The sequence below is a fragment of the Pseudophaeobacter sp. 1A16562 genome (assembly GCF_041008785.1).
Taxonomy (GTDB): domain Bacteria; phylum Pseudomonadota; class Alphaproteobacteria; order Rhodobacterales; family Rhodobacteraceae; genus Phycobacter; species Phycobacter gallaeciensis_A.
On record NZ_JAXGFT010000017.1, the window covers coordinates 43,874 to 69,140 of the forward strand.

The following is a 25,267-nucleotide window of genomic DNA, read 5'->3' on the forward strand; positions in this document are numbered from 1 at the left end:
GTTCTGCCCCTGAAAAGCCTTTGAAGTACGGCGCGCGCTTTAGCGCCGGTGGTTCATTCTGTGTCCGCCTCACGGCCCGACACCCGCAGGTAGCTGTCCTCCCCGGCCAGCACGAAACGCATCAGCAAGAGCTCCACATCCGCGCTCCTGCGGCTCTTGAAAGTCTCCAGCATGCGGCGGTGAAAGGCGACCAGTACCCGGTGCGCCTGGGTGTCGCGCAGGGTTGCCATGCGGACCGCCTGTATCTGCACCATGTAGCGCTGGATCGTGTCGCGCAGCTCGGCATTCGGAACCGCCATGACCCAGGTCCGCCGGATGTCCTCGGAGGCGCGGTAGAGCGCCTCTATGTCTCCTGTCTCGAGCGTGCTTTCAGACAGGGTAACAGCCTGCTGCATCCGCTCGAAATCATCAGCCGTCAGCTCATGCGTGGCGAGCGCAGCAGCCCGGGGCTCCAACAGGCGTCGCAATTCAAAGATTTCCAGAATCTGTCGCGGCTCCAGCGTTGGCAGGGTGAAGCCCCGGGTGGTGCTTGCCAGATAGCCCTCGTGCGTCAACCGCATCAGGGCATCGCGCACCGGCATCCGCGACACCTCGAACTCCGCTGCAATGGCGGTATCCACCAGACGGTCATCGGGGGTCAGCTCACCGCGCTGAATGCGCCCCAGATAGGCATCATAGATCACATCCTTCATGTGCCGCTTGGGTGTATCCGACATGTGCGCCCCTACTTTCGTATACAGAAACAACAAACTAATCCCTTTATACACAGCCATATAAGGCCTGAAAAGGTTTATGCTTAAAATAAAAGCTTGAAGCCGTATACTGATTCTGACTACCGTAGACGATAAGCGCGGAGCCCAATCAACCGCGCAGCTTGCTTCAACAAGGGGGTTTCCCATGACTTTCAGAACTCGAATGCTTACCGGACTGGCCGCAGCGGCCATGGTCGCGGTGTCCGGCCTTGCGGCAACCGCGCAGGAGACGCTCAAGATCGGCTCTTACCCGGCCAACCCGCCCTGGGAGTACAAGAACGAAGACGGCAAGTTCGAAGGCTTCGAGGTCGACATCATCAACGAAATCGCCTCTCGCATCGGCGCCGAAGCCGAGATCAGCAGTCTCGACTTCCGGGCGCTTTTCGTCGCTACCGCATCGCGCCGGGTGGATGCGGTGATTTCCTCGCTCACCATCACCAACGAACGGCTTGAGGCGCAATCCTTTACCCAGCCTTATTTTTCCGGCGCTCTGGGTGTGGGGACCAAGGACGGCGCAGGCATCGCCAGCGTTGCGGACCTTGGCGGCAAGCGGGTCGGCTCCATCGCGACCTCCTTCCCTGAAAACTGGCTGAAAGAGCGCGAAGGTGAAATCGGCTATGCGTCCTATTCCAGCTACGACAGCACCGCCAACATGCTGACGGATCTGCGCAGCGGTCGTATCGACGCGGCCGTCAATGACATCGTCGGCCTGCGCTATGCCTTCAATCAGGAACACATGACCGGCCTGTCCATTGCGGCCGAGATCCCGACCGGCGACAAATTCGCCATCATGATGCCCAAAGGATCGGAACGCCTTGAGGCCTTCAACGACGCGATTTCAGAGATGAAGACCGATGGCACCATGGCGAAGCTTTACGAGAAATGGTTCCAGGTTGCGCCCAAGGCCGACAGCCTGACCGTGACCCCACTGCCGGTCCCGACCTCGGCAGACTAAACGTTGGGCGCAGCGGGGGATGGGATCGACCACCCTCGCTGCGCCTGCCGGGCCAACCCTTTGGCCCAACGTCCTACAGACAGCAGAGTATCACATGGAAATTTTCGATATCTTCTTCAATCTGGACGTGATGCAGCGCGCCTTTCCCATCCTGATGCGCGGTTTGTTGAACACGCTTCTTCTGGGCGCTTCCGCAATTGTGGTGGGTGGCAGCCTTGGCGTGCTGATCTGTCTGGTCCGGCTTTATGCCGCGAAACCCTTCCGGCTGCTGGCCACCTTTTACATTGATCTTCTGCGCGCGATCCCCGTGCTGGTGGTACTGATCCTCGTCTATTACGCCCTGCCCTTTGCCGGGATCGTCTTTTCTTCTTTCGTCGCGGCCACCATCGCCCTGTCACTGGTGCTGGCCGCCTATACCGCCGAGGTGGTGCGCGCGGGCATCGAAGCGGTACCAAAGGGCCAGTTCGAAGCCTCCGAGGCGCTTGGCCTTTCGTTTCTCACCACCATGCGCAAGGTCGTGCTGCCGCAGGCCTTTCGCATGATGATTCCGCCGCTGGCGTCATATTGTGTTGCGATCATCAAGGACACCTCGCTGGCCTCGGTGGTGGCGATGGATGACCTGCTGAAACAGGCAACCGATGCGCAGGCGCTGTTTGCCAACCCAACCCCGCTGTTGCTGGCTGCGGCCATCTATGCCGCTTTCCTGTGGCCCCTAGTCCGGTTCACCAGCTGGCTCGAACAACACTATAAACGTGGCTACCGCTAATCCCCGGCTGAGCCATCCCACTCCCGGCGCCCCCGGCGCCCAATCCCATTCCACGGAGAAGACCATGTCCGCAGTTTCCGGCGGCGGCGACGCCTACCTGTTGTATCATTCCATCGGCCACTACCCCGAAAAAGAGGCCGACCTGTCCCGCGGGTTGACTGATTTTGCCCAGACCTGGGCCGCCTTCGACGACGGACAATGGGGCGAGATCCTGCACAAGCGCCAGCAGTTCATCGACCTTTGGGAACAACTGATCAAGGCGCCGCCAGGCACCCTGACCACGGCCGAGAACGTGACCGCCGCACTGATGTCGGTGATCGGTGCCCTGCCTGCCGAAACACTGAAAGGCAAAAAGGTCCTGGTGGCCGAGGATGGCTTTCCGTCGCTGCATTTCCTGCTCAGCGGTCTTTCGGAGCGTTACGAGTTCGACCTGCAGACCGTTGCCATGCGGCAAGGCGCCCATTGGGTCGAGGATGACGATATTCTGGCCGAATGGGACGAAAACGTCGGTCTGGCCCTGCTCACCTGGATCAGCTCCACCAGTTCACACCGCAGCGACATTGAACGTCTGGCTGCCCATGGCCGCAAGATGGGCAGCCTGATCGGCGTCGATATCACCCAAGGCGCCGGATTGCTGCCTTATGACGTGGCCAAACCCAAGGCCGATTTCGTGATTTCTACCAGCCTCAAATGGCTCTGTGGCACGCCAGGCGCCGGTATTATCTACGTGGATGAAGGCCTGCTGCCGCAGTGTGAGCCGGACCTGCGTGGATGGTTTTCGCAGGACAACCCGTTCTCCTGGGCACTGGATGCCTTTTCCTTTGCCCCGGATGCGCGCCGGTTCGACAATGGCACCCCCTCCTGCCTGCCTGCGGTCGCCAGCCTGCCCGCGCTGCAATGGCGGATGCAGCAGGACGATGCCGCGTTCGTGGCACACAACCGCGCCCTGTCGCAGCAGCTGTGCGATGGTCTCACCTCTCTTGGCCTGAGACTGGCCAGCCCGCTGGATCCTGACAAGCGTGGTGGCAGCCTGATGGTTTCCCTACCGCAAGGCACCCCGGCGCCGGAGGTGCTGGAGCAGCTACGCACCCAGCAGATCTATATGGATGCACGCGGTCAGATCCTGCGCATGTCCCCGGGAACCATCACCACCGAAGCAGGCGTTTCGCGTGCCCTGCAAGCGCTTGGCAGCCTGTTGGCAAAGGCCGCCTGACACCACACACGCCTCACCGCCGCCGTGTCCACGGGCGCGGCGGCGGCCCTGGTCGGCCCTGTCAGGTCGGAAACCCGTAATCCTGAACGATCGTCCAGATGGTGCTGTTAACGTCCTGAAGCGTGGCGATCGTGCGTTCGATCTCTTCTATCGCGCGATCATCGACATCACTTGTCTGCCCGATCTTCAGCCGGTCCTTGCGGTCGGAAATGCGCATCAGAATTGTCCGCGCCATGCCCGCGTCCTTGTCAAAGGAATAGATGCAGTGATTGTACCTGTTCCGCAGGGCGGACTGGCGCATCATCAGCTTGGTCGCCTCCAGCACCCGCCCCCGCAGTTCTCGGTCACAGCGCTCCAGCTTGACCAGGCGCTCGACCAGTTCGACCCGGGCGCGGGTGGTGTTGAGCGTCAGAAAGATGATCAGCGCCGCTTCGGTATCCGTATCGGACAGCCCCGCAATCAGATGGATGAACAGGCTTTCGGTATTGGTCCAGGTGTAGTTGAGGCGACCGATCAACATCAGCAACTGAGAAAAGTTCTGATCGGCCGCCAGGGTCATCCGGTCCTAGCCTCACTAAAGTATAGCCCGGCAGCCTCGGTCCGGTTCCGCACGCCCAGCTTCTTCATGATATTGTGCATGTGCAGTTTCACCGTGTGCTCCGAAACCGCGAGATCGGCCGCGATCAGCTTGTTCTGCTTGCCCCGCGCCACAAGACGCAGGATCTCGTTCTCGCGCGGAGTGAGGTTCGCGTCGGCGCAGCGGCAGCCGCCGGTGACTTGCTCGCTCACCCGGGAAGATGCCTGAGGCCGCACCTTGGCCAATAGCGCGTTTGGAACGCAGCCCTGGTCCAGGATCAGCAACCGCAGCATCGACAGCCAGCAATCAAGCTGCAGGTTCATCGGCAGGAACCCGAAACGGCCTAGCTCCTGCCGTCCGCGCACGTGACGGTAGAACTCGGCAGCGACATCATCGTCGTGATAGGCCAGAACCACCCGTTTCGGAGCCAGCAGTTTGACGGCATCAAGGCCCTTTTCGATATCCTCTTCGATCACCTCCTGCTCGACAAGCGCAAGGGAGGTTGGACCGGGAACAGTCATGCCCTCGGAATGTTCGAGAATCTTCAACTGGTCGATGCTCTTCAGCCGAATGAGCTGAACACCCGCATATTCTTGCTTGATCACACGGGCACATTGTTCGGACAGGGTCGCCCCCCCGCCTAGGATCGTAATAGACTTTACACTCATAACACTACTCCACAACCCATCGAGGTCGGGACCGACTGCTCAACAGTCCGGCTTCAAATGTTGCAATATTTTTACATCGGGTGTCTGTCGCAATCCTCAACAGCAAGGGTGCGGTTTTTGTCGCCGGTAATGTCAGCTTCCCCATCGGGATGGCCCCCCGGCGCTGTTAGGCGCGACCACCTCTGAATAAACATTACACAAATCGAACCAAGAGGTGAAATTCTAATTTATATTAACCTTTAGACTTAACGCGAAGCCACCTGCCCCGGGGCGAGCGCCCTGCACCAGGAAAGTCTTAACGTTATATTAACTAACATTTTTTCAGTCGGCGCGACGCTGACCACCCTCTTGACAGCCGCTGACCTGGGCCCTTTGCGGAAAGGGCTTGCTTCTGCTGAAATAGACCGAATCGGTAGTAGCCCCCTGCCCGACTTTCCGAATCCCACTACAAACTTTGTCCATTTGTTCTAAGCGGAAAGAAACCACGCCGGTTCGAGCATTAATATTTCATCCAGCTATTTTTTCACCCGGTCCACGCGCACTCTGGTCCAGCGCTTATTGCAGCGCCCGGAATGCCAATGCCTGCTGAAGGCGGCGTTCCCCGAAGCCAGCTGGACACACATGCCCGGCTGAACTCAACCGCCCGGAGATGGCCGTTTTAGAGATGACTGACGGTCGCAGCGGGCAAACCGACAAAGGACCCAAAGCAATGTCTATCAAAAACAATCAAACCGCGCTCGGATGGTTCAACAACAGCCCGGTGACCTATAACGACAACGGCGATCAGGAACAAACTCAGGACCAGGATCAAGGACAAGGTCAGGGGCAAGCCCAGGGCCAAGGTCAGGGTCAGGCGCAGTCCCAGGAAAGCCTCAACCTCAACGGTAATGGCAACGGCAACCTGAACCTCAATGGCAACGCCAGCCTGAACGGCAACGCCAACGGTAACGCCAATGGCAACTGGAATTACGACTACAACGAGGACGTCGATTCCAACACCAATACGGACAGCAACACCAACAACAACAATACCACGACGACCAACAGCGACACCAATATCAGTCGCACGGCCACCGACAGCTCCCACACCACCGATACGGACGTGGACGTGGATATCGATATCGATATGGAAGGCTACATGCCCAACGATGACGACTTTGCCGACATCGACGTGCAGGGTGGCTCCTCGATTGGTGATGTGCTGATGACCGAAGACGGCGATATGCACTACGACATCGGCGATGACGTGAACCTGGAAAACCTGCTCAACAATGCGCTCAACGGCCCGGGCAATGATGTCGGCACCGTCAACGTCATGAACAACAAGCTCAATGACAACGACTCGCTGCATGATCCGGATGTCACCAATTCCGGCGCCGGCTTCAACCAGAATGGCAGTGCCACCGGTGGCTCGGCAGAGGCTGACGAAGGCATCGCGGCCGAAGGTGGCAGCGGCTCCAGCGGCGGTGACGCCGGTTCCAGCGGCGGTGACGCGCTTGGCGCAGCCTTTGGCGGCTGGTCGCAATCCGACGATGTCGAATCCGGTGATGGCGGCGGCGGCGGGGCAGCATCTGCTCAGGGCGGCGCCAGCGGCGCGGCCGATGCCACCAGCGTGAATGTTGGCGTCGGTGTCGGCGCAGCGGCCAGTGGCGCGGCTGCAGGTGCATCAGCGGTCGAAGGTGGTATTGACCTTGGCCTGCTCGACTTCCTGGAAGGCGGCGATGCGGCTGCGGCGATCGCGGCGGCCAGCTCTGGCGCCATGGCCGGAGGCGGCGGGATCGCTGCGGGCGCACATTCCAGCGCAGCCTCTGGTGCGGCTGGTGCAGCCGGCGCAGCCGGTGGTGCAGGCGGCGCAACCGGCAGCGCGGTTGGTGGCAGCACCACTGCAGGCGCGGCCCATTCCTCGGTGATCGGCGGCGACGCAGCGATGGCCGTCGGTGGTGACGGCGGCAGCGGCGGCAGCGGCGGCATGTGGGGATCGCACAACGGGGATGACGGCTTCGTCACAGGCGAATCCTATGCCTCGGCAGATGCGATCCTGGACACCACGGCGTTCAACCAGTCGATCACCATGGGTGCAAATGTCCTTGGCAATACCGTGGACATGACCACCGTCGGTCACGATCTGAACTCGACCTACACCCTGACCGGCGAAGACGACGGCTGACCCCACAGCCGGGGGTGTCGGACAACGTGCCGGCACCCCACCAGAAACCGGCCCGCGCGGCGTATCTATCGCGCGGGCTTGCCCCGAAACTCTTTTTCCGTATCGGTAGCGTCCGCCATGTTTATGGACAAGACGACAGAAGCGATCGCATATTTTATCGGCCTCTTTCAAACGGTTACCGAAAATACACATTCACGTATTGAATATAGCAGCTTCCGGTTCCAACAAAAGAAACAGATGCTCGACCTGCTGCAGGAACACTCCGCAGCCCGCGATTTCGTCTACGGCCCACAGGGGTACGCCCCGCAGGCTCAGGATGCCACGTCTTACAGCCTTCCGGCACCGACACCCGCGCCCCAGGCGCCGCAGCCTCTTCCGCAAACCTCTCTGGCACCGCCTGATGTCCACCTGCCGCCAGGCGCCTTGGCGCCTCCGCTGGAGCAGGCCAGTGCTGCCGGGCCGAGCGGCGCTCTGCCGCCAGTCCATGCAGCACCGCCGCCGGGCGCTTCCGTACATGTTACATTGCAGGTGAACACGCTGATGGATCAGGACAATCTGAACATCTCCGCAGAAACCGCTCAGGGCTTCGTGCAGACTCAGAGCGAGAACCTGATGGAGCTGCAAGTTCTGGCCGCGCGCTTGCAGGTGCTGGATCCTGAGGCCGTCACCCTCGCTACCGATCAGTTTTCCAGTCAATCTGACGATCTGGCAGAGGAAAACGACCTGCCAAGCCCGGCCGAGGTGGGCGAAACGATCGTCACGCAGATCCTCGACCGCGCCGATGATGCTGCGGCGCAGACACCAGCCGCTACAGTCCATATCGCCACGGGCACATCCCTGCAGGGTGTGACAATGAACGGTGAGGCAGAGCCGGAGCTACCCGCCTGGCAGGACGCACTGCCTCAACCCCTGCAACCCGATGCCGAAACAGAAACGGACGAAACACCACAGGCGGCCGACACCCCAACCCAGACCACTGGTGAGAACCTCGCTCTCAACGAAGCGATAATCAGCGGCGGTGGCGTCGATGCGGCCGTCATCGCGGTCGGGGGCGACGTGGCCAACCTGGATGTAATTTCGCAGGTCAACGTGCTGCGGGATGACGCTGCGCGGCCCGAAGAGGACAACCAGCTGATCAACGCAGCCAGTTTTGACGGACAGCCGACAGAAACCGCCCCGCCCGCAACCGGCAGCGCGGGCAGTCTGCCCGGTCTGGTGACCCTCGCCTGTATCGAGGATGACCTGATCACCTATGACTGGATTCACCAGATCAATATGATCCGGGATGAGGATACGGTCTCCTTCACCACCTCCGGCAGCGAAACCACCCTGTCCACCGGTGAAAACCAAGCCGTCAATTTCAACTTCACCGGCACCTTTGGTCAGGCCTATGACCTGATCATTGTCGCCGGCGACATGATTATACAGAACACGATCACGCAGACTAATATCCTGCTGGATGAGGATTTCTGGCTGCCCCACCCCGCGCCGACCGCGGCCTCTCAGCCCGGCGCAGCCAGCCAAAGCTCGGACAACGCGCTGATCAACAGCGCGTCGATCACCCATACCGGAGAAGACCAGATCAGCGCCCTCACCGGGGACTTCCGCGCTCTGCTGGATGGGTTCGACCCCGAAGCGCCCGACCTGTCGCCGGTTCTGACCAGCGGCCTCTGGGCCCCGCAGGAGGTGCCAAGCGTCCTTTATGTCGGCGGCGACCTCATCCAAATGCGCGAGGTCACCCAGATCAATGTCCTCTCCGACAGCGACCTGATCGACATTCCCAACGCCCCGGACGGCCCCGAGGCCCCTGAGGCTCCGGGTGATGCGGCGATGGTCAGCACGGGCGCCAATGCGACCGTAAATCTGGCCACGATCTTCGACAATGGTCTGCCTTCTCATGTGATGTCGGGCGGATCGGTGTTTTCCGACGCGGTCTTGTACCAGGCCCAGCTGATTTCCGGCGATGCGCCGCCCACCGATGTGCGTCTTGCCCCCGGCCCCGAAGCGCCACTGGCAAGCGAAGCGGTGGCCTTTCTGACCGATCTGAATGCCACCGGAAACGCCGCGGATGCGGATCACACAGCCGCGTCAACCGCGGTTCAAGACGAAGCGCCCGCACATCTGGATGTCATGCAGACGATGCTGGCCTGAACCAATAGGGACTGAGACCAGGGACAAACACACGGACGAGAAACAGGGACGAGAAACAGGGACGAAACACAGGGGGAGTGTCATGAAAATTACCAAATACGATGCACGCTGCGGCACCGAGGAAGAAGAAGCAATCGACAACCAAAAAGCTCTGCAGGTCTTGCAGGCAAAGGCCGCAGCCTCACTAAAATCTGGTCGAACCGCAGGCTTCCCGCACACCATAGCCACGGCGCCGCAACAGGAAGAGCAAACAAGCACTCTGACATTGGTCACCGACGATCAAGACCAGCAAAAGCCGGAACGGTTCGGGCCGGAGCAGCTGGAGGCCAAACCGGATCCCGCGCCCTATTGCCTGGAACGCCACATGCGCCGACCCACCGAGGAACCGGCGCCTCCCAATTCGGGCCACGAACCTGCCGCAAGCGACAGCCCCCCCTCTCTCGCAATGCCGCAACCTACCCCGGCAGAGGCCGAGATCACACCTGAGACGATGAAGGCTGCCGACCCGGAAGTCGCGCCCGAAACCACGCCCCCCTCCACCCCCCGGCCGACCCCCAAGGCCGGGCCGATCTCTCAGGCCTTACAGACTGCCAGAGCGAAACAGAAAGCCCCCGAGGAAGGCCGCATGACCCCACCGGCCCGCGGGCTGGGCGGGACAACGCTGGAGGGGCAGATCAATACCCGTGTGCGCAAGCAGGACGACGCCGCAGAGCCCCCTGCCAATGGCGGCAACGGAGGCGGCAACGGAGGCGGCAATGGCGGCGGTGGCGGACCTGCACGGTTCCACCGGCGGCTTGGACCACAGAACTACGAAAAGAGCCTGCGCGAAGGCGTCGTGGCGGTCCGGCGCAATATGGGCTTCGTGATGCTGATGACCTGCGCCACCAATGTTCTGGTGCTGGCCATTCCGCTTTATCTGTTTCAGATCTCCGACCGCGTGCTGACCAGCCGCTCGGTGGATACGCTGATCATGCTGACGCTGGTGATTGCCGGCGCGGTGATCCTGCAGTCAGTCTTTGACGCGGTGCGACGCTTCATGCTGATGCGCACCGCGGTCGAGGTGGCTGCCCGCCTTGGCGCGCCAATCCTGAGCGCGGCGGCGCATGCCTCGCTGCATGGATCCGGGCGCGAGTATCAGGCCTTGGGCGATTTGCAGCAGGTGCGAAGTTTCCTCACCTCCGGCACGCTGATGTCCTTTCTCGACGTGCCCTTTGCGCCGATCTTTATGGTCGCGATCTTTTTGGTGCACCCGCATCTGGGCTATATCGTTGCGGGAACGGCAATCGTTCTGCTGGTGATCGCAAACGTGAACCAGAAAATGACCGCGCGCCCCTTTGCCGAGGCGAACCTGGCGCAGTCAAAAGCGAATATGCACCTCGATTCCATGACCCGGAACAGCCAGATCATCAACGCGCTGGCGATGATTCCTGAGGCGGTCACCATCTGGGGCCGCGACACTGCGGCTTCGCTGACCTCGCAGGTCCGCGCGCAAGACCGCAACGTGATGTCTGCCACCCTGTCGCGCGGCGTGCGGCTACTGACGCAGGTCGGGATGCTGGGATGGGGCGCCTATCTGGCGATTGCCGGGGAGATTACCGGCGGGATGGTGATTGCTGCCTCGATCATTGCCGGCCGGGCGCTGGCCCCGGTCGAAGGCGCCATCGAAGGCTGGAACGCCTTCCTGCTGTCGCGCTCGGCTTATGGTCGGATTTCCAACCTTCTCACCCGCTCTGCCCATCAGTTCGAACGGCTGCGCCTGCCCGATCCACAAGGTCGGCTGGATGTAGAGCGGCTGCTATATGTCCCGAACGGCACCAAACAGGTGGTGCTGAATGCTGTCGGATTTTCTCTGGAACCCGGCGATACGCTGGCGGTGATCGGCAATTCCGGCGCGGGCAAGACGACACTGGGCAAGATGCTGGTGGGGTCGATCCTGCCGACCTCGGGCAATGTCCGGCTTGATCTGATGGATCTGCGAAACTGGGAGCCGCGCCAGCTGGGCGAGAACATCGGTTACCTGCCACAGGACGTGCAGCTGTTCCCCGGTTCCATCAAACAGAACATCGCCCGGATGCGCGATGATGCCACCGACGAACAGATCCACCGCGCTGCGGTACTGGCCGACGTGCACAACATGATCGCGTCACTGCCGCAGGGCTATGAAACCATGGTGGCAGCGGATGGATCGCCCCTGTCGGGTGGGCAGAAACAGCGTATCGCCCTGGCCCGGGCCTTCTTTGGCAATCCGCGGCTTCTGGTTCTGGACGAGCCGAATTCGAACCTGGATGTCGCGGGTGATCAGGCGCTGGCGCGCGCTATTCAGCACGCCAAGGAGAACAAGATCACCGTGGTGGTCATCACCCAGAAACCAACGCTGCTGAGCGTTGTCGACAAGATCATGCTGCTGTCGGACGGCAATGTCGCCTTGATGGGGCATCGCAATGAAGTGCTGAAGCAGCTGGCCAATTTCCAGCAGGGCAACACCCGTGGTCCCGAGGGGGGCACCACGCCCACACAAGGGGGGAACGCGCAATGACACAGACCGTCGATCTCATGGAATGGCACCACGAGGTGCCCCGCTCGATCCGCAAGCATGTGATCTTTGGCATCGCGCTCTTTGCCATCGCCTTTGGCGGCTTTGGCACCTGGGCCTTCCGCGCGCCGCTGGCGGCGGCGGTGATTTCACAGGGCAGCTTCGTCGCCACCGGCCAGAACAAGATCGTCCAGCACCTGGAAGGTGGCATCATCGAGGCGATCCTTGTCTCCGAGGGCGACCGCATCAGCAAGGGCGATCAAATCATCCAGCTGAAACAGACAGCGGCGCAGGCCGACCTGCGCGAAATGGAGTTCCGCAAGGCGCGGCTTGAGGCCGCCGAAGCGCGGGTTCGGGCCGAATATGATGAGGCGGAGGAGGTCACGTTCTCCCCCCGCCTTCTGCAACTGGCCAAAGAGAACCAGCAGGTGGCCCAAATCGTTGAGGATCAGCGGCTATCCTTTACCTCGGCCCGGCACATGCAGCAAAAGGAGCTGGAGATTCTGGAGAACGGTATCGCCTCGCTTCAAATCCGCAGCAAGGGCTACAAGGCGCAGCTGGCCGCTTATCGCGCGCGGGGCGTGAACCTCGGCGAAGAGCTAAGCGATAAGGAAGCCCTGCTGGAACGCGGCCTGATCCGGCGCCCCGAATTCAACTATGTGCGCCGCGCGATGCTGGAGACAGACGGCCATATCGCACGGATTGAATCAGAGGTTGAAGAAATAGAACGATCCCGGCTTAAGTTTGAGCTGGAGATCGAAAAACTGACAACGGAACGTCGGCGCAAGGCGCTGGATGAGCTGCAGGCGGTGCAGGCCGAGTTGGACACGATCCGCGAAAAGGCCCGCAAGGCCAAGGACGTGCTGTCCCGCTCGACCGTTGTGGCGCCCGTCAACGGCACCATCGTGCGCCTTTACTACCACAGTTCTGGCGGCGTCATCGAAAGCGGCAAACCCATCGCCGAGATCCTGCCCGCCGATGCACCCCTGCTGATCGAAACCCTGGTGCCGCGCACTGATATCGACAGTATCCGCGTCGGACAGGTCGCGGCGGTACGGCTTTCGGCGCTGAACCGGCGCACCACGCCGATGCTGACCGGTCACGTGAGTTACCTGTCGGCGGATTCCATCACCGACACCTCGCAGGGCATCGCCCGCGAGGTCTATGTCGCCCATATTGATCTGTCGTCAGCGGAATATGCGAGGGTGTCGCACTTCGCGCCGGTGCCCGGGATGCCTGCCGACATCATGATCGAAACCGAGGAACGGACCTTCTTTGAATATCTGATCAAACCGGTGAAGGACAGCATGTCACGCGCATTCCGGGAGCAATGATCCCGTGGCTTGGTCGCAGAAAGACACTGTTTTCAATGCCCTGTTAACCGGCGCGCGGTAAATCTTCGGGTGAAAGCAGGACGATAGCATTTATCGCCCTGTCTGCCCTATGAACCAGCGCCCGGACATTCGCATGACGAACAGACGCCTAGAGCAAAAGCACGTGACTCCGCAAAGCGAAGACGCCGGCCTGTTCAAGCGTGAGCTGCGCGATGTGCCTGTGGAGCTGATCCCCGTGGTCAACCGCAACAACCGGGGAGATCTGCTGATCAAGGGGATCGTCAGACCCGACGCAGAGATCGAAGTGCTTTTTGCCGGCCGCCGCAAACCTGAGGCAGCAGGCCTGCTGCACCGGATCAAGAAACTGCGGGAACAGGGGCTGCGCACGGCGACAAACGGCCACGAGGCCATGATGCAGATCCGGCGGCTGCGCCTGCCGGTTCAGGTACGGGGCAACTGGCGTATCCGATTTGAACCGGATGAAGAGGGTTGGGATCTGAAATGCTACCAGCTTTTGGCAGCTCAGTGGGCGTTTACTGACCACAAAGGCTTCAACGTTCTGTGCGGCTTCCCACCCGAAGTGCCTGATGACAGGCTACAGGACCGGGCTCGCGCTGCGCGGGCACATCTTGCCGCATCCCGGGCGCGTGTGGCGGAACGGCATGCGCAAAGATCGGACCGCATGACCGAGCAAGGCTGAGCCATCCGAGCCCCACACCTGATGGGCGGCGATCCAAAAAACAATGTTGGGCGGCTGACCTCTGACCTCCAGCCGCCCGTCCGGCGCCTTATTGCAGGGGCATTGCAATCGGGCGCAACGGAGCCGCATCCGCACCGCGCAGCTTGAGCGAGCCTGCCACGAAGGCAAACTCGTAAACCTCGGAGGCGGACAACTCTTCCAGATAGGCAAGTTCGATGATCGGAACGCCCACCTGCGACAGCAGGTAGGTATGCACCGGCACGTAATTGCCTTCGACCTCCGACGGGAAGGCCTCAAAGCTCAGATTGTCGGCGCCAACGATCATCGCACCGGATTCTTCGGCAAGGTAGCGCGCCGCTTCCATGCCAAGACCCGGCGGGTTGTGCGAGAACTGGTCAGCCTCTTCGTAGACCTGCATGCGTCCAGTCCGGATCAGGACAACATCGCCCTTTTGCAAGGCAACACCCTGCGCCTCCAGCGCGGCCTCCAGATCCGCCTGCGTGACGCGGTAGCCTTCGGTCAGCATCTCCACACCCTTTGCCGCGGCGACATCGATCAGCACGCCACGGGCCACGATGGGGGGGATCGTCTCTGCGCCGGTGACCTTCCAACCGGTATCGCCCAGATGTTCATCCGCACTGAAATGGTTGAAAATCTCACCGTTGAGACCAAAGTGGTTCAGGGCGTCGATATGAGTGCCGGTATGGGTATACATCGACACCGCCGATCCGGTGTAGCTGACGTGTTCGCCGATATCCCGGCCAACGCCCAGCGGGTCATCAATCGCCGCACCGCGCGGGGTATGGGTCATCCAGAACTGGTACCGGGGATCGCCCGCCGCGTGCCAGCCGGGCATGCCGATGAAATACTCGACGGAAAGGTCGAAAACCTGCCCCCCCGCAACACGGGACAGGATCGCTGCCCGAGTGTCTTCGGTCATCAGGTTCAAGGCGCCAAGTTCATCCTTGGGTCCCCAGGGGCTGGTGCCGACGGTGGGGATACTGTCACCGGCATAGCCGGGCGCGGCCATGGCAAGGCCAAGCGTGGCCGCCAGTAGAGTTGTGAAGCGCATTGCGATTTCCTCAGGTGCTTTTCGAATCCGGAAAAGCATCGCCTGGGTGCCTGATGCGAAAAACCGTGCGCTTTGCAATTGAGTGTTGATACCACGTCAGCAATGTGACCCAGCAGATTGCGTCACATTGCATGCAGCAGAAACAGCGCTCCACTTCTCCTATCGCTCTGTGGCACCCATTTCACGGGCCCACGTGCCATCTGGAAATCCGCGATGCGCTGTCTCTCGCCAAGTTATTCTGAGTGTTCCCCCAGAGCCAGTGCCAGATTGCACAGGATCTCGAACATGATGGAGACGCCAAGGAAGGCGGTGCCGCCGGTTTGATCGAAGGGCGGCGAGACCTCCACCAGATCGGCACCCACGATGTTCACCCCCTTCAACAGCCGGGCCACCTGCAAGGCCTGATAGGAGTTCGGCCCGCCGACCTCGGGCGTTCCGGTACCCGGCGCAAAGGCCGGATCAACGAAATCGATGTCATAGGAGACATAGGTCGGCTGCGAACCTGCGATCTCGCGGGCTTCGGCCATTACATCCTCTGGGCCACGGGCATGGAACTCCTCGATCGCGATCACCCGCACGCCGACCGCATCGGCAAAGTCGCGGTCCTCGCTGTCGTAGGTGGTGCCGCGAATGCCGATCTGCACGACCCGTTTTGGATCCAACAAGCCCTCTTCGATGGCGCGGCGGAAGGGCGTGCCATGGGTGTATTGGGTGCCGCCGAAGTAATCCTTGAAGAGGTCCGTGTGGCTGTCGAAATGGATCATGCCCAAGGGGGCGCTCTTGCCCAAGGCCCGCAGGATCGGCAGGGAGCAGAGGTGATCTCCGCCGCCGGTCAGGGGGATGACACCGGCGGCCACAACCTGGTCGTAGAACTGAGTGATCCGGTCCATGCTGTCATGCAGGTCCGCCGGGTTCGGCCCGACATCGCCCAGATCGGCGCAGTTCACCATCTCGAACGGGCGCACACCGGTAGCGCCGTTCTGCGCCCGGATCATTGTCGACATGTCGCGCAGCTGGCGCGGTCCGTGGCGTGGGCCGGGGCGGTTGGTCGTGCCGCTGTCCCACGGGGTTCCGATCAGGCCGACCTGCACGTCCTTCAGGCGCGGATCATCAAGCGACAGGTGCGGCAGGCGCATGAAGGTCGGAACACCGGCAAAGCGCGGCACATCGAAACCGGAAACCGGGTGGAAGAAAGAGTCAGTCATGGGGGGTATCCTTGATCAAAGCATGACGCTGCCGCCGTTGACGCCAAAGCATTGCCCGGTGATGAAACCGCTTTGCGGGCTGGCGAGAAAGACGACCATATCGGCGATTTCGCGCGGCTGGCCAAAGCGCGCAAGTGGTGTGTCGAGATCCTTGGCAATGGCCTCGGGGCTCATGTTCTGGGGGCTGGTCATATCCGTTTCCGTCGAGCCCGGCGCCACGGCATTGACCAGGATCCCCGGCGCCAGTTCGCGCGCCAGCGTCCGGGTCATGGTGATGATGGCGCCTTTTGAGGCGGTATAGGCCAGCATGTTTTCGCGTCCCAGCAGGCCAAGATCACTGGCAATATTGATGATCCGCCCGCTGTCCGTTCGGCGCACAAAGGCGCGGGAGGCGAGGAAGCTCCCTCTAAGGTTCACCGCAATGACCCGGTCGAAATCCGCGGCCTCGGTTTCGGCCAATGGGCTTTCGCGCAGGATCCCCGCGTTGTTCACCAGAATGTCGGGCGCGCCAAGGGCCTTGCAGGCCGCGTCGAAAAATCCCTCGACCGCCTGCTCATCGGCGACATCCGCGCTCATGGCAAAACCGCGCGCGCGTTCATTGATAGCGGCCAAAGTCGCATCGGCCTCGGGGTCGTCATAGTGACAGAACCCGACATCCGCGCCGAGATCTGCAAGCGCGAGGCAGATCGCCCGGCCAATACCGCGCGCGCCGCCGGTGACCAGCGCGGTCTGGCCTTGCAGGCTCATGCCGTCACCTCGCCCCGGTCGACGTTGATCGCCTGCCCGGTGATATTCGCGCCACCATCGCTGGCAAGGAACATATAGGTCGCGGCCATATCCGCCGGTTCCATCAGCCCGTCGATGGCTTGCGCAGATACGATCTCCTGCAACAACTCCTCTTCGCTTTGGCCGCTGGTTTCAGCCAGTTCCCGCAGGGAGTTCATCGCAGGTCCGGTCTTGACCCACCCCGGACAGACGGCGTTGACACGGATGCCGCGCGGTCCCAGCTCCTGCGCCCAGGTGCGCATCAGGCCCACATTGGCGTGTTTGGAGGCGACATAGGCCGAGAACCCGCCCACGGCGGTCTTGGCCCAGATGGACGCGGTGATGATAATCCGCCCGCCGTCGCTGATCCGGTTCACCAGAGTATCGGTCACGTTCTGGGTGCCGATGATATTGATCCCGACGATTTGTTCAAAGGTGGCGTTGCCCTCAGGGTTCTTGCCGGTCAGGGGCGTCGGGCGTTCCAATCCCGCATTGTTGATCAGCACGTCCAGTTTCTCGATATGCGCCAGCGCCTGTGTCACCGCTGCGGCATCCGAGATATCGCATTTAATCGCCTGCACATTGCCGGGCATCTCTTTGGCGGCGTCAAAGATCGCGTCGCTCGACGACAGGATCGTGAGGTCGGCCCCTGCCCGTGCAAAGCCCATCGCCACGCCGTAGCCGATGCCGCTGCTGGCGCCTGTGACCAGAACGGATGTGCCGGAGAAATCGAAACTCACGCTCATGCTGCGCCTCCGTCTGTGTTTGGCTTATTCATCCCGGTGCCCTTCTTCGCGCATCAGCCGCATCAGTTTTTCTTCCAGCGCACCGTAGCCCTCAAGGCGTACGATGCGTTCCTTGTCCGCGATGCGCGACCCATCCTTGAAAGCCGGGATAATCTCTTCCTTCAGGCGGCCCGGGTGGCTCGACAGAAAAACGATCTTGTCCGCCAGAAAGATCGCCTCTTCCAGATCATGGGTGACGATCACCATGGTGGTGTTGGTCTTTTCCGCCACATCGATCATCAGCTCCTGCATCAGCCAGCGGGTTTCAGCATCAAGAGCGCCAAAGGGTTCATCCATCAGCAACACTTCGGGATCATTGGCGAGGGTGCGGGCAATGGCCACGCGCTGGCGCATGCCACCGGACAGTTGCGACGGATAGGCGTCGGCGAATTTGGACAGGCCTACCAGATTGAGAAAATGCTCGGCCCGTTCGCGGCGTTCCTGCGCGGGCACGTCGTTGATCTTCATGCCAAATTCGACGTTCTTGCGCACCGTCAGCCAGTCAAACGACGTATAGGCCTGAAACACCATGCCCCGGTCGCGCCCCGGCCCGTCGACCTTGCGCCCGCCGACGACAATCTCGCCCTCGGTTGCGGTTTCAAGCCCTGCAATCATGCGCAGGATGGTGGATTTGCCGCAGCCCGACGGGCCAAGCAGCACACAGATGGAGTTCTTCTCGACGGAGAATGACACATCCTGCACCGCCTGAAGTTTCTGCCCGCGCCCGATGTCGAACGCCTTGGACAGGTTCGAGATATCAACCAGCGTTGCGGTCATCAGCGTTTTTCCTTGAGATAGGGGAACAGGCCGCGGTGCAGCGCGGCAAAGAGAAGGTCGAACAGCAGGCCAAGGGCGCCGATGACGATGATACCGGCGAGGATCTCATCGGTTTTGAGGAAGCGGCGCGCCCGCATCATCATGGCGCCGATGCCCGTGGTGGAGGCAACGATCTCGGCGATCACCAGATAGGTCCAGGCCATCGCCAGCATCTGCCGCATCGCCACCACGATATCGGGCAGCGCGGCGGGGAAGACGACCTTCAACACCACGACATAGCGGTTCGCGCCCAGTGTCAGCGCAGTTTCGATCAGCTCTTTGCGTACGTTCTTGGTGTGATCCATGATCAGGGTGATCAGGAAGAAGATGACCCCGATGAACAGAAGCGCCAGCTTGGGGGCTTCGCCGGTGCCGAACCACATCAACAGGATCGGGATAAAGGACGGCGCGGGCAGATAGCGCCAGGCCGACACGAAGGGGGCAAAGATTGCCTCGATCGAGGCAAAGGTGCCCATCATCACGCCCAGCGGCACCGCAACCGCGCAGGCCATGGCAAAGGCCACCAACACGCGGGTGATCGACACCAGCACATCGCTGGCGAAATCGCGCGCAACAAACAGATCATAGGTGGCGCTGAACACCTTTTGCGGCGAGGGAACCAGAAGGTCATTCACCAGTCCGGTGGCCGCCGCCAAGGTCCAGACGGCAAAGAACACGGCCCAGATGCCAAAGGCAGAGACCATGCGTTGCCGACGGGTGACCGGCATGCGGATTTCCAGAAAGCGTTTGGAGCGGGTTGGCGAGGGCACCGGATTACCTCCTGTAGCGGAAGGGGCAGAAGCACCGACTGGCGCTTCTGCTATTTGTTTTAGTTGGCAGTCAGCGACTGACGATAGCCAGAGGCGGCCAGATCACCCATCAGGCTACAGTCGATCCCGGCTGCGGCGTCGACGGTCTTGTCCATCAGGCCCAGCTTAACCCACCAGTCATTGGTCAGCGCAACGGAATCCACCATGGAACCATTAGCCATGCCAAAGGGCGGCTCGCCGTCCAGAACACCGCAGAGCTGCGCGGATTCATCGAAGTCTAGCATGTAGATGCCGCCTTCAAAGCTCTTGCCGTTGGTGCCGATGACATATCCGATGTCCTCTTCCGGCCATTGCAGGAACTCTGCCATCGCCTTGTTTGTCTCGGCCACGTTCTGGTTCCAGTAGCCCAGACCATCCCAGCGCGCTTTCAGAACGGCCAGCGCCACATCGCGTTTTTCGGCGATGAAGTTCTTGTTCATATAGAGCGCGTCCATGAAGATCCCGGTCTTCAGGACCTCAGGGTCGGCGGTGTTGACGGCGCTTTTCGATCCAGGGCTGGCCTCCAGCACCTTGGAGATCCACGGCTCGTACATATAAGCCGCCGCCAGATCACCCGACAGCATCGGACCCACGGCCTCGTCTGCATTGAGGTTCACCCATTCGACCTGATCCGGGGTCACGCCAAGCGAATCCAGCCAGATGCCCATCAACAGGTGACCGATATAGGCTTGCGGCGCCGCGACCTTCTTGCCGGGCAGATCGGCGGCCTCAATTTCCGGGGCCAGGATGATGTGGTCGACACCGTAAGAGGGGTTGAGGAAGGCCACGTTCACAACATCGGTGCCGCGGTCGACAGTCAGCGGGGTGTAATCCGCCGTGCAGCCGTAAACGTCAAGCTGACCCGCCGCGAGGGCCGCGTGCCCGCCCAGCGGATCTTCGAAGATGGTGATCTGCAGGTCGTGGTCGGGGATCAGATTGTTCTGACGGGCAACCTCCAGCATCGCGTAGCCGGGCCAGGACACACAGACGCCAACCTTGACAGTATCAGCGGCGGCAGCACCTGCCCCCAGGCCCAGTGCCACCGCGGCAGCTGAAGCGAGTTTAGTAAAAGAACGCATGGATATTCCTCGTTGTTCGGTTTCGGGTGCAACTTGGTAAAAACCGTATCCCGTAAAAAACTTAATGCAACTAATTTTTTAAGTGGACTAACCTATATGGTGTTTGATTAGATGGCCCCGTAGCAGCAGAAAACCGGAGTATCCGACCGTGGGTTTGAGAGAACGACAGAAAGAAGACCGTCAAAGGCGCATCGTCGAATCCGCCCGAAAACTCTTTTTAAAACAGGGATTTGAAAAGACGACGATCGAAGCGATCGCAGAAGCCTCCGGGGTTTCCGGCGTCACCGTGCACAAGTATTACGGCACCAAGGCGGGCATTCTTCTTGCCATGGTCACGCAAAGCGATGCGCAGCTGATCGACCGGCTCGACCGCGAACTTGCCCAAGAATCGGGCAATCTGATCGAAATCGCGGCGAAGTTTGCATCGACCATCGTTGATCACGCTATGTCCAACCTGGAAAAGGAGATCTGGCGTCAGGTGATTTCTGCGGTGACTCTCAACGGGGGATCGCCGCTCAGCCAGACCTATTTCGAACTGGATCAGGAACTGGCGCAGGTGCTGGTGCGCAGAATCAAGGCCCTGCAAGAGGCGGGGGACCTGCCGCCTTCGGTCGATGCCGAAGGCTTGGGCAAGGCGCTGTTCCACCTTCAGAACGCTCGCTTCATCCAGTTCATCAGTTCGGACGACATCAACAGTGATGAGATCGCGCGCCGCTTCCGCCGCGACCTTGAGGCGCTGTATTCGCTCCACATCGCAACGTCCTGACCGGCGGATAGTCCGGCGCATGGCAAGACCAAACAAGGATTCACATGTTTCTACATCCCATCAAATGGCCCCATGGCAAGACATGTGCGGCCGCAATCACCTTTGATATCGACGCCGATTCCCTGATCCGGGATGCCTGCCGCGATGATGCAGAGTTGCGGCTCCAGCCGATTTCCATGGGGCGCTACGGGCCGACGGTGGCGGTTCCCCGTATTCTGGAGACCTATCGCCGACTTGGCCTGACCCAGACTTTCTTTATGCCGGGCTGGGTGATGGAGAATTACCCAAAAACGGTCGAGGCCATTCTCGAAGGCGGGCACGAGATCGGCCATCACTCCTGGCGCCATGAAGACCCGATGGGGCATTCCGATGCTGAAGAAGCGGAACTGTTCGAACGCGCCCTAGAGGTGCATGTCAAACTGACGGGCCGCAAACCGCGCGGCTATCGCGCGCCGGTCTATAGCATCACGCCCGCAATGGTGGACCGGCTGATCGCGCACGAGTTCCTGTACGACAGCTCAATGATGGCGGATGAGCTGCCCTATCTTGTCAAAACAGGCACAGGCAGCATCATCGAGATGCCGCCGCACTGGGGTACCGACGACTGGCCGCCCTTCGCGCATTTTGCCGAGATTGACTACCTGATGCCTGTGCGCGGCCCGCGCGAGGGGATCACGCCGTTCTTTGAAGAATTCGAAGCCATGTATGAGGCTGGCGGGTTCTGGATGCCGGTCCTGCACCCCTTCCTGACCGGTCGTCTGGCGCGCTGGCGCGAGATGGAGCGTCGGCTCGAGGCGATTCTGGAACGGGGCGATGTGTGGTTCGCGCCCTTGGAGCAGATCGCCGGGCACGCGCGAGACAACAGCAACACTCTGAGAACGGAAGTGATCGGATAAAATCCGGCGCGGTTCCACGTGAGCCATTTTGAAAGGGCGCCGCCGGCTTGCCGGTCGGTGGCCCCACGTCGACGTGGTGCGCCAAGGCTGGCCGTGAAAGAGGTCCGGGCCGCAACAGCCGTACCTGTGCTTCCGGTTAAGCGCATCCATTCGGCGATAAATTAATCCACAAAATGTACACAGTAATTCCGCAAGAAAGTCAATTATCGCCAAAAGAACGCTAGCATAGAGTCCCCTTGCCTACTTGAAACATCAGTATCCAAGGAAAAAGACCATGACCCAACCAATCCGCATTCACGGCTTTCCCCTGTCCGGCCATTCGCACCGCGTAGAGCTGTTCGCAAACCTTGCCGGAATTGAGCACGAGATGATCACCGTCGATCTCGCTGCAGGTGCCCATAAGGCAGAGCCGTTCCTGTCCCTGAACCCCGCCGGTCAGGTGCCGGTGATCGAAGACGGCGACACCGTAATCGCCGACTCCAACGCCATCCTCGTTTACTTGGCGCGCAAATATGCACCGGCCTACCTGCCCTCTGATCCGGTTCTGGAAGCCGAAGTACAAAAGTTCCTTACCCTCGCCGCCGGAGAGATTGCCTTTGGCCCGGCAGCAGCGCGGCTGATCAACGTCTTCAACGCACCGTTTGACGCAGAATTCTGTGCGGCAACGGCCGCAACCGCCTTTGGCAAGATCGAAGCGCATATGGAAGGCCGTGAATTCCTGGTGGGCACCGAGCCGACCATCGCCGACATCGCCATCTACTCCTACAGCGCGCATGCGCCCGAAGGTGGCATCTCGCTGGAAGCCTACCCGAACCTGCGTCGCCTGCTGGCCAATGTCGAAGGTCTGAAAGGTTTCAAAGCCATGCCCGTGACCAAGGTCGGCCTCGCAGCCTAACCCCCGGGCACTGCCCATATCACAACAACAGATACCCCGGAGGGTCCGATGTCTTCTTCTGTCTCAAACGTATTTTCGCCCTTCCACGAAGGCGAACAGGAAATGCAGCGCCGCACAGGTAAACGCGCCGCCATGGAAGTCTTCGGCCGCCGGGTTATCCGCCCATTCATGCCAGATCAGCACCGGGAGTTTTACGCTCAGCTGCCCTTTATCGCGGCAGGTGCCGTTGATGCAGAGGGTTGGCCCTGGGCCACCCTGCTGACCGGTGCCCCGGGCTTCATCCGCTCCCCCGACGCCGAGCATCTGACAATCAGCCTGTCCGCTGCTGAGGGCGACCCGGTTCATTCGGAATTGCGCACCGGGGCCCGGCTGGGCCTTTTGGGGATCGAACTGCACAGTCGCCGCCGCAACCGGGTCAATGGCCGCATCGCCTCCCTGTCCGAAAAGGCGCTCACCCTGAAGGTGGACCAGTCCTTCGGCAATTGCCCGCAGTATATCCAGCTTCGCCAGCTCGAAGCGGCAGACATCCGAGACGCCCGGCGTCAGTCAGAGCCGATCAAAGATCTGCAAGGACGCGTCCGGTCGCTGATCGAAGCCGCCGATACTTTCTTTGTCTCCAGCCATATCCCGCCAGGCGACACTCCTGAAAGAGAAGGGGTGGACGTCTCCCACCGCGGCGGTCGGCCCGGTTTCATCCACGTCGAAGGCAATACGCTGACCATTCCCGAATTTCCGGGGAACAACTACTACAACACGCTGGGAAATTTCCTGCTGAACCCGCGCGCTGGGCTGCTGATCCCGGATTTTGCGACCGGGACCCTGTTGCAGCTGACAGGAACCGTAGAGCTTCTGGAAGCGGATGATCCCGTCATCTCCTCCTTCCAGGGGGCGCAGCGCGGCTGGCAATTCACCTTCCATCAGGGCCTCTGGACCGAGAATGCGCTGCCCTTCCGTGCAGGCCAAGGGGCCTTTTCCCCCAACACGCTGTTGACCGACACCTGGACCGATGCAGATGCGCGCGAAAAGGCCGAAGAGCACCGCAACGCTTGGCGCGCCTTCAGGGTGTCCCGCATCGAGGACGAAAGCGCGGAGATCCGGTCCTTCTACCTTGAACCGGCGGATGGCCTGCCGCTTCTGCCTTTCGAGGCCGGGCAGTTCCTAACCCTGCGGGTGCCGCTTCCCGGAGAGGACACCCCATTGCTGCGCACCTACACCGTCTCATCTGCGCCCGGGGAACCCTTCTACCGGATCTCAGTGAAGAAAGAGGAACAGGGCCGCGTCTCCCGCCACCTGCACGAAAAAATCCAGACCGGCCACCAGCTGGAGGCAAAGGCGCCGCGCGGCGGTTTCACGCTGGATGCCTCTGCCACACGCCCCGCAGTCCTGATCGCAGGCGGTGTCGGGATCACGCCGATGGTTGCGATGGTGCGCCATGCCCTGCGCGAAGGTCTGCGCACCCGGCATCGCCGCCAGATCACGGTGCTGCATTCCGCCCGCAACACCAAGGTCCAGGCCTTCGCACGAGAGTTGGATGAACTGGCACAGGCTTCTGGCGGACAGATCCGCTACCTGCCGCTGGTGTCGGAAAAGCCCGCCAAGGGCGCTGCGAAAGGTCCGGCCTGGAAAACCGGCGTCATCGACGATGATATCCTGCGCCAGGCGCTGTGGCTCGACGATTTTGATTTCCACCTTTGTGGACCCGAAGGATTCATGCAGGCGATTTATGACAGCCTTTTGACCTTGGGCGTCCCAGACAACCGCATCTTTGCCGAGGCGTTTGGCCCGTCATCGCTCGTCCGCAAGAAAGCCACCGCACCTCAGCCTGTGGAACCTGCCGCGGAGCAAGCGGTCGTGCGCTTTGCGAAATCCGGGTTTGAAATGCCATGGCAACCAGAAGACGGGTCCTTGCTGGAAATGGCCGAAGCCCATGGGCTGACGCCGGAATTCAGCTGCCGTTCGGGTACTTGCGGCATGTGCAGCACCCGGCTGAAAAGTGGCACCACCACCTATACAACGGACCCGTCTATCACCCCGCCGCCGGGTGAAACACTGCTCTGTTGCTCGGTTCCGGCCAAAGGCTCTGACACAATCGAGCTCGACTTGTGAGCGGAGGTGCATGATGGCGGAGTTGCAACAGCCTTTGGACTAACATTTGACAGCTCGTCTTCAGTCATTCTCTGCTCCTGCCGGTCGGTTTGCGTTGCGTCTGCTCTCAGCCAATAGACCCCAGCGGGATCAGAGCCGCAATCTGGCGCCTGCCCACAAACACGCGCCCACGCCCAAAAAACAGGCATCATAGGGACACCACAGAGGCGCCACTGTCGTCAGGCCTTGTGCTTAGCCAAGTGTCTGGCAACGGTTAG

The 25,267-nt window shown here is 61.0% G+C and carries 22 protein-coding genes; 12 read left to right on the forward strand and 10 right to left on the reverse strand.

All coding sequences use genetic code 11. The features are described from left to right. Positions 1 to 53: 53 nt before the first annotated feature. On the reverse strand, positions 54 to 716 hold the full coding sequence (locus SM764_RS19465) for a GntR family transcriptional regulator (RefSeq protein WP_065272820.1): 663 nt from the start codon (positions 714 to 716) through the stop codon (positions 54 to 56). Positions 717 to 897: 181 nt separating this feature from the next. On the opposite strand from SM764_RS19465, the gene SM764_RS19470 reads away from it, so the two are divergent. From SM764_RS19470 to SM764_RS19480, 3 genes are all read left to right on the forward strand, one after another. Next, on the forward strand, positions 898 to 1,707 hold the full coding sequence (locus SM764_RS19470) for an ABC transporter substrate-binding protein (protein WP_369002516.1): 810 nt from the start codon (positions 898 to 900) through the stop codon (positions 1,705 to 1,707). A gap of 94 nt (positions 1,708 to 1,801) precedes the next feature. Then, on the forward strand, positions 1,802 to 2,473 hold the full coding sequence (locus SM764_RS19475) for an amino acid ABC transporter permease (protein WP_065272818.1): 672 nt from the start codon (positions 1,802 to 1,804) through the stop codon (positions 2,471 to 2,473). 64 nt (positions 2,474 to 2,537) lie between these two features. After that, positions 2,538 to 3,686 (forward strand): aminotransferase class V-fold PLP-dependent enzyme, encoded by a 1,149-nt coding sequence (locus SM764_RS19480; protein ID WP_369002517.1) that lies wholly within the window; start codon positions 2,538 to 2,540, stop codon positions 3,684 to 3,686. Between the two features lie 61 nt (positions 3,687 to 3,747). Here SM764_RS19480 and SM764_RS19485 read toward each other — a convergent pair whose 3' ends face one another. After that, positions 3,748 to 4,245, reverse strand: a complete 498-nt coding sequence (locus tag SM764_RS19485) for a hypothetical protein (RefSeq protein WP_369002518.1) — start codon at positions 4,243 to 4,245, stop codon at positions 3,748 to 3,750. After that, the gene (locus tag SM764_RS19490) at positions 4,242 to 4,931 is read right to left on the reverse strand and encodes a helix-turn-helix transcriptional regulator (protein ID WP_274839759.1); all 690 of its coding nucleotides are present in this window, start codon (positions 4,929 to 4,931) and stop codon (positions 4,242 to 4,244) included. The genes SM764_RS19485 and SM764_RS19490 overlap by 4 nt, the downstream gene beginning before the upstream one ends. Before the next feature lie 709 nt (positions 4,932 to 5,640). Here SM764_RS19490 and SM764_RS19495 point away from each other — a divergent pair. The 5 genes from SM764_RS19495 (at position 5,641) to SM764_RS19515 (ending at position 13,816) form a co-directional block, all read left to right on the forward strand. Then, entirely contained in the window at positions 5,641 to 7,098 is a 1,458-nt protein-coding gene (locus tag SM764_RS19495) for a hypothetical protein (protein ID WP_065272815.1), read from the forward strand. Between the two features lie 237 nt (positions 7,099 to 7,335). Beyond that, positions 7,336 to 9,249, forward strand: coding sequence for a hypothetical protein (locus SM764_RS19500; protein ID WP_369002519.1), 1,914 nt, complete (start codon positions 7,336 to 7,338; stop codon positions 9,247 to 9,249). Positions 9,250 to 9,331: 82 nt separating this feature from the next. Continuing rightward, positions 9,332 to 11,785 carry a type I secretion system permease/ATPase gene (locus SM764_RS19505; RefSeq protein ID WP_369002520.1) on the forward strand — a complete coding sequence of 818 codons (2,454 nt, stop codon included), beginning with the start codon at positions 9,332 to 9,334 and terminating at the stop codon, positions 11,783 to 11,785. Then, on the forward strand, positions 11,782 to 13,116 hold the full coding sequence (locus SM764_RS19510) for an HlyD family type I secretion periplasmic adaptor subunit (RefSeq protein WP_369002521.1): 1,335 nt from the start codon (positions 11,782 to 11,784) through the stop codon (positions 13,114 to 13,116). The genes SM764_RS19505 and SM764_RS19510 overlap by 4 nt, the downstream gene beginning before the upstream one ends. A 133-nt stretch (positions 13,117 to 13,249) precedes the next feature. After that, on the forward strand, positions 13,250 to 13,816 hold the full coding sequence (locus tag SM764_RS19515) for a hypothetical protein (RefSeq protein ID WP_065273753.1): 567 nt from the start codon (positions 13,250 to 13,252) through the stop codon (positions 13,814 to 13,816). An 88-nt stretch (positions 13,817 to 13,904) separates the two neighbouring features. On the opposite strand, the gene SM764_RS19520 is transcribed toward SM764_RS19515, so the two are convergent. The 7 genes from SM764_RS19520 to SM764_RS19550 all read right to left on the reverse strand — a co-directional run bounded on the left by SM764_RS19520 (position 13,905) and on the right by SM764_RS19550 (position 20,347). Next, positions 13,905 to 14,888: a cyclase family protein gene (locus SM764_RS19520; protein WP_369002522.1), complete on the reverse strand. Its 984-nt coding sequence runs from the start codon at positions 14,886 to 14,888 to the stop codon at positions 13,905 to 13,907. A 233-nt stretch (positions 14,889 to 15,121) separates the two neighbouring features. Next, on the reverse strand, positions 15,122 to 16,093 hold the full coding sequence (gene speB / locus SM764_RS19525) for an agmatinase (RefSeq protein ID WP_369002523.1): 972 nt from the start codon (positions 16,091 to 16,093) through the stop codon (positions 15,122 to 15,124). Positions 16,094 to 16,108: 15 nt separating this feature from the next. Further along, complete coding sequence (locus tag SM764_RS19530) at positions 16,109 to 16,840, reverse strand: SDR family NAD(P)-dependent oxidoreductase (RefSeq protein WP_369002524.1); 732 nt, start codon at positions 16,838 to 16,840, stop codon at positions 16,109 to 16,111. Then, positions 16,837 to 17,604, reverse strand: a complete 768-nt coding sequence (locus SM764_RS19535) for an SDR family NAD(P)-dependent oxidoreductase (protein ID WP_369002525.1) — start codon at positions 17,602 to 17,604, stop codon at positions 16,837 to 16,839. Before SM764_RS19535 ends, SM764_RS19530 begins: the two co-directional genes overlap by 4 nt. 24 nt (positions 17,605 to 17,628) lie before the next feature. Continuing rightward, positions 17,629 to 18,420: an ABC transporter ATP-binding protein gene (locus SM764_RS19540; RefSeq protein WP_369002526.1), complete on the reverse strand. Its 792-nt coding sequence runs from the start codon at positions 18,418 to 18,420 to the stop codon at positions 17,629 to 17,631. Next, positions 18,420 to 19,229, reverse strand: coding sequence for an ABC transporter permease (locus SM764_RS19545; protein ID WP_369002527.1), 810 nt, complete (start codon positions 19,227 to 19,229; stop codon positions 18,420 to 18,422). The genes SM764_RS19540 and SM764_RS19545 overlap by 1 nt, the downstream gene beginning before the upstream one ends. A gap of 59 nt (positions 19,230 to 19,288) precedes the next feature. Beyond that, positions 19,289 to 20,347, reverse strand: coding sequence for an ABC transporter substrate-binding protein (locus tag SM764_RS19550; protein ID WP_274837833.1), 1,059 nt, complete (start codon positions 20,345 to 20,347; stop codon positions 19,289 to 19,291). Between the two features lie 148 nt (positions 20,348 to 20,495). On the opposite strand from SM764_RS19550, the gene SM764_RS19555 reads away from it, so the two are divergent. The 4 genes from SM764_RS19555 (at position 20,496) to SM764_RS19570 (ending at position 25,010) form a co-directional block, all read left to right on the forward strand. Beyond that, complete coding sequence (locus SM764_RS19555) at positions 20,496 to 21,113, forward strand: TetR/AcrR family transcriptional regulator (protein WP_369002528.1); 618 nt, start codon at positions 20,496 to 20,498, stop codon at positions 21,111 to 21,113. A gap of 44 nt (positions 21,114 to 21,157) precedes the next feature. Continuing rightward, complete coding sequence (locus tag SM764_RS19560; RefSeq protein ID WP_369002529.1) at positions 21,158 to 22,009, forward strand: polysaccharide deacetylase family protein; 852 nt, start codon at positions 21,158 to 21,160, stop codon at positions 22,007 to 22,009. Positions 22,010 to 22,283: 274 nt separating this feature from the next. Next, positions 22,284 to 22,904: a glutathione S-transferase family protein gene (locus SM764_RS19565; protein ID WP_274830219.1), complete on the forward strand. Its 621-nt coding sequence runs from the start codon at positions 22,284 to 22,286 to the stop codon at positions 22,902 to 22,904. Between the two features lie 48 nt (positions 22,905 to 22,952). Next, on the forward strand, positions 22,953 to 25,010 hold the full coding sequence (locus tag SM764_RS19570; RefSeq protein WP_369002530.1) for a pyridoxamine 5'-phosphate oxidase family protein: 2,058 nt from the start codon (positions 22,953 to 22,955) through the stop codon (positions 25,008 to 25,010). Positions 25,011 to 25,267: the final 257 nt, after the last annotated feature.